The sequence below is a fragment of the Leifsonia sp. 71-9 genome, from assembly GCF_001898805.1.
GTDB lineage: Bacteria > Actinomycetota > Actinomycetes > Actinomycetales > Microbacteriaceae > Leifsonia.
The window spans coordinates 65,060-78,804 of sequence record NZ_MKVJ01000004.1; the positions used below are offsets into that span (position 1 = coordinate 65,060).

At 72.1% G+C, this 13,745-nt stretch carries 13 protein-coding genes; 1 reads left to right on the top strand and 12 read right to left on the bottom strand.

Annotated elements, in window-relative coordinates:
• Positions 1-18: 18 nt before the first annotated feature.
• Positions 19-879 carry an aldo/keto reductase gene (locus BGO91_RS03955; RefSeq protein ID WP_290471574.1) on the top strand — a complete coding sequence of 287 codons (861 nt, stop codon included), beginning with the start codon at positions 19-21 and terminating at the stop codon, positions 877-879.
• A 91-nt stretch (positions 880-970) separates the two neighbouring features.
• Here BGO91_RS03955 and BGO91_RS03960 read toward each other — a convergent pair whose 3' ends face one another.
• The 12 genes from BGO91_RS03960 to BGO91_RS04015 all read right to left on the bottom strand — a co-directional run bounded on the left by BGO91_RS03960 (position 971) and on the right by BGO91_RS04015 (position 13,703).
• On the bottom strand, positions 971-2,677 hold the full coding sequence (locus BGO91_RS03960) for a beta-N-acetylhexosaminidase (protein ID WP_290471575.1): 1,707 nt from the start codon (positions 2,675-2,677) through the stop codon (positions 971-973).
• Positions 2,674-3,561, bottom strand: a complete 888-nt coding sequence (locus BGO91_RS03965) for a MurR/RpiR family transcriptional regulator (RefSeq protein ID WP_290471576.1) — start codon at positions 3,559-3,561, stop codon at positions 2,674-2,676. The genes BGO91_RS03960 and BGO91_RS03965 overlap by 4 nt, the downstream gene beginning before the upstream one ends.
• Positions 3,551-4,531: an N-acetylmuramic acid 6-phosphate etherase gene (gene murQ / locus BGO91_RS03970; protein ID WP_290471577.1), complete on the bottom strand. Its 981-nt coding sequence runs from the start codon at positions 4,529-4,531 to the stop codon at positions 3,551-3,553. Before murQ ends, BGO91_RS03965 begins: the two co-directional genes overlap by 11 nt.
• Positions 4,532-4,557: 26 nt before the next feature.
• Positions 4,558-5,778 (bottom strand): anhydro-N-acetylmuramic acid kinase, encoded by a 1,221-nt coding sequence (locus BGO91_RS03975; protein WP_290471578.1) that lies wholly within the window; start codon positions 5,776-5,778, stop codon positions 4,558-4,560.
• Positions 5,775-7,292, bottom strand: a complete 1,518-nt coding sequence (locus tag BGO91_RS03980) for a glycoside hydrolase family 3 N-terminal domain-containing protein (RefSeq protein WP_290471579.1) — start codon at positions 7,290-7,292, stop codon at positions 5,775-5,777. The genes BGO91_RS03975 and BGO91_RS03980 overlap by 4 nt, the downstream gene beginning before the upstream one ends.
• 10 nt (positions 7,293-7,302) lie before the next feature.
• A complete protein-coding gene (locus BGO91_RS03985) occupies positions 7,303-8,130 on the bottom strand; it encodes a carbohydrate ABC transporter permease (RefSeq protein WP_179700517.1) in 828 nt (275 codons plus the stop codon).
• Positions 8,127-9,104 (bottom strand): carbohydrate ABC transporter permease, encoded by a 978-nt coding sequence (locus BGO91_RS03990; protein WP_290471580.1) that lies wholly within the window; start codon positions 9,102-9,104, stop codon positions 8,127-8,129. Before BGO91_RS03990 ends, BGO91_RS03985 begins: the two co-directional genes overlap by 4 nt.
• Positions 9,105-9,108: 4 nt before the next feature.
• Complete coding sequence (locus BGO91_RS03995; protein ID WP_290471581.1) at positions 9,109-10,398, bottom strand: sugar ABC transporter substrate-binding protein; 1,290 nt, start codon at positions 10,396-10,398, stop codon at positions 9,109-9,111.
• Positions 10,399-10,567: 169 nt separating this feature from the next.
• Entirely contained in the window at positions 10,568-11,206 is a 639-nt protein-coding gene (locus tag BGO91_RS04000; protein WP_290471582.1) for a response regulator transcription factor, read from the bottom strand.
• Positions 11,203-12,309 carry a sensor histidine kinase gene (locus tag BGO91_RS04005; RefSeq protein ID WP_290471583.1) on the bottom strand — a complete coding sequence of 369 codons (1,107 nt, stop codon included), beginning with the start codon at positions 12,307-12,309 and terminating at the stop codon, positions 11,203-11,205. The genes BGO91_RS04000 and BGO91_RS04005 overlap by 4 nt, the downstream gene beginning before the upstream one ends.
• A gap of 10 nt (positions 12,310-12,319) precedes the next feature.
• Positions 12,320-12,754 (bottom strand): hypothetical protein, encoded by a 435-nt coding sequence (locus BGO91_RS04010; protein WP_290471584.1) that lies wholly within the window; start codon positions 12,752-12,754, stop codon positions 12,320-12,322.
• 79 nt (positions 12,755-12,833) lie between these two features.
• Positions 12,834-13,703, bottom strand: coding sequence for a LysR substrate-binding domain-containing protein (locus tag BGO91_RS04015; protein ID WP_290471585.1), 870 nt, complete (start codon positions 13,701-13,703; stop codon positions 12,834-12,836).
• Positions 13,704-13,745 lie beyond the last annotated feature (42 nt).

The window sequence follows — 13,745 nt, forward strand, 5'->3', positions numbered from 1 at the left end:
GACGCAGAGAGGAACAGAGTGAAGACACGCAGGATCGCCGACGTCGAGGTGAGCGCGATCGGCCTGGGCGGCATGCCCATGTCGATCGAAGGCCGCCCGGACCGCGAGCGCTCGATCAAGACCGTCCACGCCGCACTGGATGCCGGCGTCACCTTCATCGACACCGCGGACGCATACCACCTGCACGCCGACGAGGTCGGGCACAACGAGGAGCTCATCGCCGAGGCGCTGCGCTCCTGGAGCGGGGACGCCTCCACCGTCCTCGTCGCGACGAAGGGCGGCCACCTCCGCCCGGGCGACGGCCGCTGGACGCTGAACGGCCGCCCCGAGTACATCAAGGAGGCCGCGAAGGCCTCCCTGGCGCGGCTCGGCGGCGACGCGATCGGGCTCTACCAGTTCCACCGCCCCGACCCGGAGGTGCCGTACGCGGACTCCGTCGGAGCCGTGCGCGACCTGCTCGACGAGGGCGTCATCCGCCTCGCCGGCATCTCGAACGCGAACCCCGAGCAGATCCGCTTGGCGCAGGACATCCTGGGCGGGCGGCTGGCGTCGGTGCAGAACCAGTTCTCGCCGGCGTTCCGCTCGAGCGCGCCGGAGCTGGAGCTGACCGGCGAGCTCGGCATCGCGTTCCTGCCGTGGAGCCCGCTCGGCGGCATCACCAACGCCGCCGACCTCGGGTCCCGGTTCGAGCCGTTCAAGGACGTGGCGGAGGCCCGCGGGATCAGCCCGCAGGTCGTCGCGCTCGCGTGGCACCTCGCGCAGGGGCCGCACGTCATCCCGATCCCGGGCTCCTCGCGCCCCGAGACGATCCGCGACTCCGTCACGGCCGCCGACGTCGAGCTCACCCCCGACGAGCTCGCGCGCCTCAACGCCGCCTGACCTAACCGTCGAGAGGGCGAATCCTTCGCCCTCTCGACGGTTCGGCGCGCACGTGATGCCGTCTCGGCCACCTCCCTGTGGAGGCGGCGGCTCAGGAGGCGATGGTCGCGGTGAGGGCGGCGACTTCGGCGGCGCGGTCGGCGCGATCGCGCGGGGCGCCGGGGATACCGGGCCGCTGCTGCCAGGGCAGCGGTCCCTCCGCGTGGCGGTACTCGACCCCGACCGCGTCGAGCCGCGCGAGGTGCGCCTCGAGCCGCGGCACGAACGCCTCCCACGACCGCTCGCCCGCCTCGTCGGCGGTCCACAGCGTCTCGGCCAGCGCGGCCAGTCGCGGGAACGCGAAGTAGTCGAGCCCGCGCGGCTGGTCGATGTACTCGGTCCACAGGTTCGCCTGGGCGCCCAGCACATGGGCGCGCTGCGCGGCGGTGAGCTCGGCGGGCACCGGGTCCAGCTCGTACACGTCGCGCACCGTCGTGACGGTGACCAGCGGGATCGGCTCGTCCATCGACTCCGACTGGCGGTAGTTGAAGTAGAGGACACGGTCCGGGCAGAACACGACGTCGTGGCCCTGGCGCGCGGCCGCGACGGCACCGGTCTCACCGCGCCAGCTCGCGACGGTGGCCCCCGGGGCGAGGCCGCCCTCCAGGATCTCGTCCCACCCGTACGACCGGCGGCCGAGCGCCGTGAGGTGCTCGTCGATGCGGCGGACGAACCAGCTCTGGCCCTCCTCCTCGGTCGCGGCGCCGATCTCGCGCAGTCGCTCCTGCGTGCGCGGGTCGGCGCGCCACTGGTCCTTGCGGCACTCGTCTCCGCCGATGCCGATGTACGTGGAGGGGAAGACCTCGACGACCTCGTCGAGCACGTTGCGGAAGAACTCGACCGTCGACTCTTCGAGGTTCAGGACGTTGCGGCTGATCCCATACCGCGTCCACACCTCGCGCGGCTCGTCCCCGCCCGCGACGCCGAGCTCGGGATACGCGGCGATCGCCGCCTGCACGTGCCCGGGCGACTCGATCTCCGGGATCACCGTGATGCCCCGCGCGCCCGCATACGCGACGATCTCGCGGAGGTCGTCCTGCGTGTAGAAGCCGCCGTGGGGGCGTCCGTCGGTCGGCGCGTCCGGCCCGAACCCGACCTGCGACTCCCGCCGCCACGCCCCGATCTCGGTGAGGCGCGGGTAGCGGCGGATCTCCATCCGCCAGCCCTGGTCGTCGGTGAGGTGCAGGTGGAGCACGTTCATCCTGTGCATCGCGAGCAGGTCGACGAAGCGGAGGATGTCGTGCTTGGGCAGGAAGTGCCTGGCCACGTCGAGCATCAGCCCGCGCCAGCGGAACGCAGGGCGGTCCTCGATCCGGCAAGCGGGAGCGGACCAGCGCACGCCGTCGAGGGCGCCACGACGGTACACGGCGGGCGGCAGCAGCTGCAGGAAGGCCTGCGCGCCGTGGGCGAGGGCCGCAGCGGATCCGCCCCGGATGCGCACGCCGTCCGGCTCGACCGTGAGCCGGTACTCCTCGTCGGCGAGGGAGGGATCGGCGGCGAGGGTGATCGCGCCGGCGCCCCCGCCGCCCGTCGAAGCGGCGGTCGATGCGCCCGCCGAGGCGTCAGCCGACTCGGCCGCCAGCGGCAGCGCGGTCGCGGCCGCGAGCTGGGCGCGCAACCAGGCGCCGACCGCGGAGGCCGTCGCGTCGGCGACGACGGTCGTGCCGGCGTCGAGCACGAACTCGCCCGGCAGCTCCTCCACCCGCCGCGGGCGCGGCAGCAGGCGGTCGGCGATCGCGCCGCGCGTCGCGCCGCTCATCGCTCGGAGCGCTCGGGCCGCACGGGACGCTGGCTGCGGACCGCCTCGTAGGTCAGCCGCAGCGACTCCGTCATCTGGTCGTACATCTGCTGGGCCACGCGCACGAAGAGGAAGTCGACGAGCGCGAGCTGCGCGATGCGGCTCGACATCGCGCCGGACCGGTAGAGGCTCTCGCGGGCCTGCGTCGTGAGCACGTGGTCGCTGGCGCGGCCGATGCTCGACTCCGGGAAGTTCGTGATGGCGACCGTCGTCGCCCCGGCCGCGTGCGCGACCGCGAGCGCGTGCGTGGTCTCCAGCGTCTCGCCGGAGTGGGAGAACCCGATGGCCACGTTGCCCGGCTTCTGCAGCGCGGCCGACGCGAGGGCGAGGTGGGAGTCGACGGAGCAGAACGCGGTCAGCCCGATGCGGGAGAGCTTCTGCTGCAGGTCCTGGGCGGTGAGGCTGCTCGAGCCGACGCCGTAGAGGTCGATGCGGCCCGCGCCGACGATGGCGGCGACCACGCGGTCGAGGGCGTCGAGGTCGAGCTCGCGAGCGGTCTGCTCGATCGCCAGAGCATCCTGATACGCGATCTTGGCCACGACCTCCTGCACGCTGTCGGCCGGGTCCACCTCGCTCTCGGTGAGCTCGAACCGCTCGCGCGCGGCCTGCTCACGGCTGGTCGCGGCGGCGATGGCGAGCCGGAACTCCCGGTAGCCGGTGAAGCCGATGCTCTGGCAGAACCGCGCGATGGTCGCCTGGGACGAGTCGCACACCGCGGCGAGCTCCGAGATCGTCAGGTCGACGACGCGCTCGGGATGGTCGATCACCACCTGGGCGATGCGCGCCTCGGTCGCGCTCAGCCGCGGCACCGCCTGCCGGACCGCGGAGAGGACGTCAGGCACCATGCTCGGCCCGAACTGCCTCGCCTCGGTCGCCCTCGGCGGCATCGACCGCCGCGAGCGCGTCGCGCAGTCGTCCGCCGTGCTCGGCGAGGAGCCGCACGGCGGCATCCGCATCGAGGGTCGTCTCGCTCATGAGGATCGCCGCCTTAATCCACCCGCCGGTCGCGTCGAGCGCCTCCGCGGCCTGCTGCGCGTCGGTGCCCGTCGCCAGCATAACGGTCCGCTCGGATCGTGCCCGCAGCTTGGCGTTGGTGGCCCGGAGGTCGACCATGAGGTTGCCGTAGACCTTGCCCAGCCGCACCATCGAGATGGTGCTGATCATGTTGAGCACGAGCTTCTGGGCGGTTCCCGCCTTGAGGCGGGTGGAGCCGGTGAGGATCTCGGGGCCGACGACGACCTCGATGCCGACCTCGGCCTCCCGCCCGAGCGGGGAGTCCGCGTTGCACGAGAGCCCGACCGTGAAGGCGCCGGCGCGGCGGGCCTGGTCGATCGCGCCGAGTACGAAGGGGGTGCGGCCGGAGGCCGAGATGCCGACGAGCGCGTCGAGCGGGCCGATCCGGATCGAGCGGACCGCGTCGCGCCCGGCCTCCTCGTCGTCCTCCGCGTTCTCGACGGCGGTGTGCAGCGCTTCAGGGCCGCCCGCCATCAGCCCGACGACGAGCTCGGGAGGGGCGCCGAACGTGGGCGGGATCTCGCTCGCGTCGAGAACGCCCATGCGTCCGGCCGTCCCGGCTCCGGCGTAGATCAGACGGCCGCCGCGGCGCATCCGCTCCGAGACGCCGGTCGCGGCGGCGACGATGCTCGCGCTCTCGCGCGCAACGGCGACGGGGACCTCGGTGTTGGCGACGTTCATCGCGGCCACCAGCTCCTCGATCGACATGATGTCGAGGTCGCGGGTGGTCTCGCTCACCGCCTCGGTCGCGAGCGTCCCGAGCGTCTCGCGGAGGTCGGCGAGGGGATGCGGCTCAGCCACGGAAGGTCCTTTCATCGGTGCGTCGGTCACCGCGCCACCGCCAGAGCGGGGTCGGCGGCCAGTGTCAGCCCGGCGACACCGCGCAGGCGGCGGCCGGGGACGGAGTCGGGGGCGAGGGTCAGTCGCCCGAGCACGCGCGCGCGTCCGGCCGGGGTGCCCGGCAGGTCGGCGGGCACGCCGTGCCAGCTGAGGTAGCCGACGAACGCGAAGAGCAGCGACTCCTTGTGGTCGGCGTCGATGCCGAGCGCGTCGCTGCTGGTCACCTCGACGCCGTGCAGTCCGAGCACGGCGCTGAGGGCGCGCATGAGGGCCGGGTTGCGCGTGCCGCCGCCCGAGACGATCGCGCGCGACGGGATGTGCGACGACGACGACCGCACCGCGTCGGCGACCGTGCGGGCGGTGAGAGAGGTCAGGGTCGCGACGAGGTCGGCGAGCACGGGCTGGACGCCGGCTCGCGCGGCGGCGGCATCCACGACGGCGAGGTCGAACGTCTCGCGCCCGGTGCTCTTGGGCGTCGGCGCCGAGAAGTAGGGATGCGCGAGCAGCTCGCCCAGCATCCGCTCGTCCACCCGGCCGGTGGCGGCGAGCAGTCCGTCGGTGTCCTGCCCCTGGCGGCCGTCGGTCGCTCGCGCGACCGCGGCGTCGATGAGGGCGTTCGCCGGGCCGCTGTCGAAGGCGACGAGGCCGCCGTCCGGCTCCACGATCTGCACGTTGGCGATGCCGCCGAGGTTGACCGTCGCGACGGGACGGCCGCTGCGCGCGGCCTCGCCCGCGAGCCACGCGCGGTCGAAGAGGCCCATCAGCGGAGCGCCTTCGCCGCCGGCGGCGATGTCGGCCGAGCGCACGTCGGAGAGCACGGGGACGCCGAGCCGCTCCGCGATCCACGCCGGCTGGCCGACCTGGAGGGTGCCGCGGGCATGGCCGTCCTCGACCCAGTGGTGCAGGGTCTGGCCGTGCGAGACCGCCAGCTCGACGCCGCCCGCCTCCTCGGCGGCGACGGCCGCGGCCTCCGCGAACTCCTGCCCGGCGAGGGTGTCCATCCGCACGAATTCGGCGGGGGTCAGGCTCTGCCCCTCGACCGCGGCGAGCAGGAGCGCGCGGGTGGGCTCCGACCACGGCACGGTGCGGGCGACGACGGAGGTGAGCCGGACGACGGGACGGTCGCTCGCGTCGAGCGGGTCGATGTCGACGACGGCGACGTCGATCCCGTCGACGCTCGTCCCGGACTGCAGGGAGAGGATCCTCATGCGCGCGCCCCCACGAGCGTCTCGGCGACGACCCGGGCCGTCACGCGGCTCGAGCCGTAGGTGTCGAGGCCGGGGAGCGCGAGCTCGTCCGGGGCGGGGAGCCCCGTGTTCACGATCAGGGCGGAGGGACGCGCGGCGGCGAGCATCCCGAGCGCACGACGCTGCGGCGATCCCGGCTGCACGGCGTCGACCAGGGCGACGACCGCGCTGCTCTCGGGGATGTCGCCGAGCGCGTCGCACATCACGGCCACGACGTCACGGCCGCCGAGCGGGCCGACGACGGCGCGCGCGGCACCGAGGGCCACGCTGAACGGCTCGGCGGTGGAGGCGACGGCGCCGCTGGCGCGATCCCGCAGGTCGAGCACGACGCGCTCCCCCGCAGGAACGTCGGCCGGGACCGTTCCACGCACGACGATCGCCTCGCGGACGATCTGCGCGGGATCGAAGTCGTCGTCGCCGAGGGACGAGCCGCCCGCTCGCGACGCCGCGTCGGTCCACTCCGAGAGGTCGGCGACGGACCGGGATGCGCGCTCGAGCGCGGCGAGGGGCAGGGTGCCGTCGTCCACCGCGGCCAGCAGCGCGTCGCGCACCTCCGCGTAGTCGTCGAGGTCGCTCGTCGCGCCGTGCTTCGGACCCAGGTCTGAGGGGTTGCCGATGCACAGGAGGTCCGCTCCGGCGAGGATCGCCCGGACCGCTCCCGCGCCGGCCCCGAACTCGGCGCGGATCGCGGCCATGTCGAGGGCGTCCGTGATGATCGCACCCGCGAAGCCGCGCTCGCGCAGCATCCCGAGCACCCGCGGGTCGAGTGTTGCGGGGAGGTCCCCGAACGCGTCCACGACGACGTGCGACGTCATGACGGCGGCGACGCCGGCGTCGATCGCGGCCTGGAACGGCGGGAGGTGCTCCGCCTCCACCTCGGCGGCGGGCAGCGTGACGTGCGGCAGTCCGAGATGCGAGTCGACGGCCGTGTCGCCGTGACCCGGGAAGTGCTTGACGCACGCGGCGACACCACCGGCCTGGATGCCGGACACCATCGCGGCGACGTGCCGACCCACCAGGTCGGCCGTCGAACCGAACGCCCGGGTGCCGATCACGGGGTTGCGCGGGTTGGTGTTGACGTCGGCGACCGGGGCGAGGGCGACGTTCGCGCCCGACGCGCGCACGCGCCGGCCGAGCTCGACGCCCGCGGCCCGCGTGATCGCCGTGTCGTCGACGCGTCCGAGCTGCGAGGCGCTCGGGAGGGTGGAGCCGAAGGCGGCCTCCAGCCGGGTGACCGGTCCGCCCTCCTCGTCGACGCCCAGGAGGGCGCCGGGGCGCGCCTCCCGCAGCCGGGCGGAGAGCGCGGGCAGCTGCTCCGCGTCCTCCGGGTCGATGTTCTGGCCGAAGTACACGGCACCGGCGAGCCCCTCCTCGAGGGCGTGCAGCAGCCAGTCCGGCGCCGTCCGGCCCAGGAAGCCGGGCCACAGCACGCTCGCGACCAGCGAGCGAACCCCCGGATCGGTGCTCGCGCTCATCCTGCTCCCCCTAGCCCTTGACCGCGCCGGCGACCAGGCCGCTCGACAGGCGGCGCTGGACCAGCACGAAGAAGATCATGACCGGGATCGTGATGATCGTCGAGGCCGCCATCACGTAGCCCCACTCGTTGGTGTGCTCGCCGAAGAACTGCTTCAGGCCGATCGCGACGGTGTAGTTGTCGCTCGCGCCGCCCAGCAGGGTCATCGCGAAGATGAACTCGTTCCACGCCGTGATGAAGGCGAAGACGCTGGTCGCGACCAGTCCGGGCATCACGAGCGGGAACAGCACCGAGCGGAACATCCGCCACCAGCTGGCGCCGTCGAGGTACGCGGCCTCCTCCAGCTCGACCGGCACCGCCGCCACGAAGCCGCGCAGCATCCAGATGCCGAAGGGCAGGGACAGCGCGACGTACACGACGATCAGGCCGAGCAGCTGGTTCAGGAGGCCGAGGTCGCGCACCTGCACGAACAGCGGGATGACGAGGGCCTCCAGCGGCACCATCTGCACCGACAGGATCATGAACAGCATCGCGGTGCGGAACTTGAAGTTGAACCGCGCCACCGCGACCGACGCCAGCAGGGCGAGGACCGCCGAGATCACCACGACCGCGACCGCGACGATCAGCGAGTTGCGGAGGAAGACGTCGAAGCCGCCCTTGGTGAGCACGTACGCGAAGTTGTCGAGCGTGAACTCCTGCGGGATGAGCGACTGGCCGCCGCTCGACGCGCGCTTGTCGAACGCGCTGGACAGCATCCAGTAGACGGGGAAGAGCGTGAAGACGAGCAGCAGGGCGACGAGGACGCCCTTGCCGATCTTGCCGCCGATCGAGCGCTTCACAGCTTGTCCTCCTTGAGCATCGTGCGGACGTAGACGACCGTGATCGCGAGCAGCACCAGCGTGAGCAGGACGGCGATCGCGGATCCGAAGCCGTACCGGTTCTGACCGAACGACTCCACGTACGACCACACGCCGAGGTTGAGCACCTGGCGGTTGGACCCGGAGCCTCCCGGCATCAGATAGACCTGCGCGAAGACTTTGAAGTCCCAGATCGTGGACAGGATGATCACCACGGCGAAGACCTGCTTCAGCGACGGCACGATGATCGAGAAGAAGCGGCGCACCGCTCCCGCGCCGTCCATCGCGGCCGCCTCCAGCATCTCCTTCGAGACGCCGAGCAGACCGGCCAGAACGGTGATCGCGACGAACGGGAAGCCGTGGTGGATGATGTTGAGGAGCACGATCCCGTAGAACGTGAACGGGTTGGTGAACCAGTTGAACGACTCGTGCATCAGCCCGAGGTTCTTGAGCACCTGGTTGACGATGCCGTTGTCCGCGTCGAAGATCCAGACCCAGACGTAGGTGCCGGTCACCGCGGGCATCGCCCAGGCGATCATGATGGCGCTGCCGACGATGGTCCGCCAGGTCGGGCCGAGGCTCGCCATCAGCAGCGCGACGAGCGTGCCGAGGGCGACCGTGCCGGCGACCGACAGGATGGCGAAGATCACCGTGTTGGGGAGCGCGACCGTCCACAGCGTGGAGTTGCCGAAGATCTCGGCGTAGTTGTCGAAGCCGATGAAGTTCGTCTTGCCGCTGACGATCTCGCGCAGACCGTAGTCCTGCAGCGAGATGATGACCACGCGGATCAGGGGCCACAGCAGCAGCCCGGCGAGCACCACCAGCGCGGGGGCGAGCAGCAGCCACGGCCGGCTCACGGCGATGAACGAGCGCTTGCGCTTCGGGGCGGGGGCGCCGGGGCGCCGGCCGCGCGCGGTGCGCACGGCCGGCGTCTCGGGACGAACGTCGATGGCCATCGGGCTACTTGTCGTTCAGCAGCTGGGTCATCTCCTTGGCCGCGTCGGTCGTCGCCTGGTCGACCGTCTTCTGCCCGGAGAGGATGGACTGGATCATCGCGTTGGTCGTCTGCTTGGCCTGCACCGCGCCGAACTGCGGGGTGACCGGCACGGACGCGCCGCCGTCGACCATCTGCGTGGCGAAGGGCTTCACCAGCGGGTCGTCCGACTCCATCGCCTTCTTGACGAGCGAGGTCAGGCCGGAGAAGTAGCCGGTCTGCGACGCCCACTCCTGGGCGTACTTGCCCGTGGTCATCATCTCGACGAACTTCCAGGCGAGGTCCTTGTTCTTGGCCGTGTTGAACACGCTCAGGTGCGAACCGCCGAGCACCGACGGGCTGATGCCGCCGTCCTTGCCCGGGATGGGCGTCGCGGCGATCTTGCCCTCGAGGTCGGGGGCCTTCTGCACGATCGTGGCGGGGGTCCAGGAGCCCTGGATGGCCATCGCGACCTTGCCCTGGTTGAAGTTGTCGAGCACGTCGGTCTCCTTCCAGGTGGTGGCGCCGGAGGTGGAGAAGCCGTACTTGGTGGCGAGGTCGGTGTAGAACTGGATGCCCTCACGCGACTTGGCGCTGTCGAGACCCGAGGTCCAGGTGCCGCCCTTCTCGGTGGCGACCTGGCCGCCCGCGCCCCAGACCCACGGGTACACGCCGAACTCGGCGGTGCCGGGAACGGCGAACGGGATCATGTCGGGCTTGGCGGCCTTGATCTTCTCGCCCGCAGCGACGATGTCGTCCCACGTCTTCGGAGCCTCGATGCCGAGCTCCTTGAAGACGTCGGCGCGGTAGACCAGCGAGCGGACGCCGGCGTACCACGGCATGCCGTAGAGCTCGCCGTCGTAGGTGCCCGCCTCCTTGAGGCCCTTCACCAGGTCGTCCTCGAGGCCAGCCTTCTTGACGTCGTCGCCGATGGGGGCGAGCGCCCCGGCGTCGGCGAACTCGGTGGTCCAGGTGGTGCCGGTCTCCGCCACGTCCGGGGTGGTGTTGCCGGCGATGGAGGTCACGAACCGGTCATGCGCGTCGGCCCACTGGACGAACTGCACGTCGAGCGTGGCTCCGGTCTCCTTCTTGAACTCGTCGCCGACCTCCTTGAAGAAGGCCGTGGAGTCGGGGTTGGTGCCCTGCATGATCCACACGCTGAGCTTCTGGCCCTTCGCGTCGACCGAGCCCCCATCGCCGCTGCCACCGCTCGAGCAGGCCGTGAGGGCCAGTGCTGCGATCGTGACGGCGGCGACGGAGAGGTAGCGCTTCTTCATGGTGCTGTCTCCTCTTCGAAACCGGGAATGTGTTGGTGGATGCCGTGCATCCGGGAATGAAACTATCCTTCACACTTCGACGTGTGCTTGCAAGTTATTTCCACTCTACACATGTAAAAGGTTTGTAACGGCACCGTGACGACGGCCCGCGCGGGTCGGACGGGGCGCCTCAGGAGGAGGATGCGCCGAGCAGTCCTCGACGGAAACCTTCCGCCACGGCCGCCGCGCGATCCCCGACACCCAGCTTGGCGTAGACGCTGAGGAGGTGCGTCTTCACCGTCGCCTCGCTGACGTGGAGGCGACTGCCCGCCTCCCGGTTCGTCGCACCGTCGGCGACGAGTGCGAGCACCTGCAGCTCGCGCGGGCTGAGCAGTCCCGCCTCCGGCGTTCGCACCCGGTCGACCAGCCGCGACGCGACGGCCGGGGCGATCGGCGCGTGCCCGCTCGCCGCCGCGTGGATCGCGCGCACGAGCTCGTCGCGCGGCACGTCCTTGAGGAGGTAGCCGGTGGCGCCGGCCTCGATCGCCGGCAGCACGTCCGCGTCCGAGGCGTAGGTGGTGAGGACGACGACGCGGCTCCGCACGCCCAGCCGCGTCAGCTCCCGGATCGCGCTGACGCCGTCCATCCCCGGCATGCGCAGATCCATCAGCACGACGTCCGGCTCGAGCGCTCGCGCGAGTCCGACCGCCTCAGCGCCGTCGGATGCTTCGCCGACGACGTCGATCTCCGGATCCGAGGAGACCATGCCGACGATCCCGTCGCGCACGACCGGGTGATCGTCGGCGACCAGCAGCCGCACGGCGCTCATGCCGGCACCTCGACGCGCACCGCGGTGCCCCGCCCGGGGCTCGACTCGATCACGACCCGTCCCGCGAGCCCCGAGATGCGCTCGCGCATCGCGATCAGACCGTAGCCGCCGTCGATGTCGTCCCGGCGCGGTGAGGCCGGGTCGAACCCGCGGCCGTCGTCGCGCACTTCCAACCGGGCGCCTCGGGCGTCGTGGCGCAGGGTCAGCGTGACGCGGTGCGCATCGGCGTGACGCTCCACGTTCGCGAGCGCCTCCTGGGTGGTCCGCAGCAGCGCGACCTCGGCGTCCGTCGGGAGCGGGGCCGCCGCCTCGCGCGCATCGACGTCGACCGGGATGCCCGTCCGCTCCGACCAGCGTCGCGCGGCCTCCGCGATCGCGTCGGCGAGCCCGGCCGCGTCGAGGGCGGCCGGGCGCAGGGCGTGCAGCGAGCGCCTCGCCTCCGCGAGCCCCTCGCGGGCCAGGGCCAGTGCCGCTCCTGTGTGCCGGTCGCGGTTCGCATCGTCGTCGGCCTGCTCGGCCGCCTGCAACTGCATCACGATGCCGGCGAAGCCTTGGGCGAGCGTGTCGTGGATCTCGTGGGCGAGCCGCGCGCGCTCGAGCACGGTCGCCGCGCGCTCCTCCTGCCGCCTGGCGACGCGGAGCCCGAACGAGAGCCCGCACATGATGACCACGTTGATCGCCACCACCGCCACGCGTCCGGCGATCCCCGCGAGGTCGAGCCCGAGCCCGGAGGCCTGGGCCACGCCCGCGACCACCGCCGTGGCACCGACCGCCAGCAGCTCCCACGGCCACTCGACGAGCGAGTAGGCGAGCGAGAAGGTCGCGATCGTGAGGAACGCGAACCAGCTGTCGAGCTGGACGAGGGCGAGGTTGATGCCGATGGTGCCGGCCATCAGCGTCGCGATCGCCGCCGGACGGCCGCGCCACGGCAGCGGGAGGTCGCGCAGCACGAGCACCCATCCGGCGTACGCCGCGCACAGGATGAGCTCGGGCACGAGCGTGGTCCACCGGCCCCATCCCACGCCCACGGCGAAGGCCGCGAGCATTCCCGCAACCAGATAGGGCGCGACCGTGAGCACGGTCCGCCAGCGCGGATCGACCATGGTGCCGACCCTACGCGCCCGCGGGGAAGAGGGCACGCGTGCGTGGCAGGGCGGTCAGGATCGCGGCGGGGAGCACGAGGGCGCCGCACACGGCCTGCTCGAGGCGCACCCAGTCGGGGAGGAAGCCGGGGATGGAGACGATGACGACCACCGCCACCACCACGATCGGGGCGATGATCAGCAGCCGCAGCCACGACGATCGCGAGCCGCGCGCCGCGGCGAGCGCGATCAGCAGCAGCACGACCGCGCTGCCGAGCACGAGGGAGCAGCGGATCCAGACGGCGATGGCGACCTCGCCGCCGGTCGTGCTCTGGACGAGGAGCGCGGCCTCCATCGCCACGCTGACCACGAGGAAGGAGGTGAGCAGGATGAGGATCGGACGGAAGGCGGCGCGACGGGCGGCGCTGTCGGGACGGGCGGAGGAGCGAGCGGATGTGCGAGTCATGGTTCCAGCGTCGCGACGGGGCGCGCTCGGCGGATCCACCGATCGGTCCGTCCCCGCGATCGATCGGTGGAGGGGCTACTCAGGCGATGCTGACCTGTCTCAGGAAGGCAGCCGCAGCCGGGCTGGGCTCCTCCGACGCCGCGACCGCCACGTTCCACTTCGGGACATCACCCGAGAGCGGGACGGCCCGCAGCGTGTCGGGGCGCTTGCGAGCGAAGCTCGCCGGGACCACGGCCACGCCCAGGTCGTAGCCGACCAGGTCGAGCAGGGGGTGCACGTCGTTGACCTCCATCGCGGGCCGGTAGTCCAACCCCGCCGCCGCGAACGCCCGTCGGGTGAGCGCCTGCGCGCCCCACCCCTCCTGGAAGCCGATCATGGTCTCGCCGCGCAGGCTCTCGATCGGGAGGCTCTCCTCGCCGGAGTAGCGGTGCCCGGGGTGGCACAGCACGAGCAGGTCCTGCGTGCTCAGCCGTCGCAGCCGCACCCCGACGGGCGTGTGACCGGTGTCGACGACGAGGGCGACATCCACCTGGCCGTTCGCCACCGCGTCCACCAGCTCGACGGACCCCGTCTGGCGGAGGCGCACCTCCACCCCCGGGTTGGCGGTGCGGAAGGCGGCCAGCTCGGCGGGCAGGTCCACGGACCCGAGGCACGGCTCGGCGCCGACCGTCAGCCGGCCTCGCTGCAGTCCGCGCACCGCGGCGACGGCGTCCCGGGCGGCGGCGGCGCTGGCCAGCGTGCGCACGGAGTCGGCGAGCAGGGCCTGCCCGGCCGTCGTCAGCTCGACGCGGCGGGTGCTCCGGATGAAGAGGGAGGTCCCCAGCTCCTGCTCGAGGGAGCGGATGGAGGCCGACAGCCCCGATTGCGAGATCTGCAGCAGCTCGGCGGCGCGGGTGAAGTGCCGCTCCTCCGCGACCGTGACGAAGTGCTCGAGCTGGCGGAGTTCCATTCAGCAAGGATACTGCTGAATGGCGCTCGCTTGATCTGCGTG

Excerpts from the sequence above, each read along its gene's own strand:
- BGO91_RS03960 (WP_290471575.1), bottom strand. The coding sequence starts at position 2,677 with ATGAGCGGCGCGACGCGCGGCGCGATCGCCGACCGCCTGCTGCCGCGC.
- BGO91_RS03965 (WP_290471576.1), bottom strand. The coding sequence starts at position 3,561 with ATGGTGCCTGACGTCCTCTCCGCGGTCCGGCAGGCGGTGCCGCGGCTG.
- BGO91_RS03975 (WP_290471578.1), bottom strand. The coding sequence starts at position 5,778 with ATGAGGATCCTCTCCCTGCAGTCCGGGACGAGCGTCGACGGGATCGAC.
- BGO91_RS03980 (WP_290471579.1), bottom strand. The coding sequence starts at position 7,292 with ATGAGCGCGAGCACCGATCCGGGGGTTCGCTCGCTGGTCGCGAGCGTG.
- BGO91_RS03990 (WP_290471580.1), bottom strand. The coding sequence starts at position 9,104 with ATGGCCATCGACGTTCGTCCCGAGACGCCGGCCGTGCGCACCGCGCGC.
- BGO91_RS03995 (WP_290471581.1), bottom strand. The coding sequence starts at position 10,398 with ATGAAGAAGCGCTACCTCTCCGTCGCCGCCGTCACGATCGCAGCACTG.
- BGO91_RS04000 (WP_290471582.1), bottom strand. The coding sequence starts at position 11,206 with ATGAGCGCCGTGCGGCTGCTGGTCGCCGACGATCACCCGGTCGTGCGC.
- BGO91_RS04005 (WP_290471583.1), bottom strand. The coding sequence starts at position 12,309 with ATGGTCGATCCGCGCTGGCGGACCGTGCTCACGGTCGCGCCCTATCTG.
- BGO91_RS04010 (WP_290471584.1), bottom strand. The coding sequence starts at position 12,754 with ATGACTCGCACATCCGCTCGCTCCTCCGCCCGTCCCGACAGCGCCGCC.
- BGO91_RS04015 (WP_290471585.1), bottom strand. The coding sequence starts at position 13,703 with ATGGAACTCCGCCAGCTCGAGCACTTCGTCACGGTCGCGGAGGAGCGG.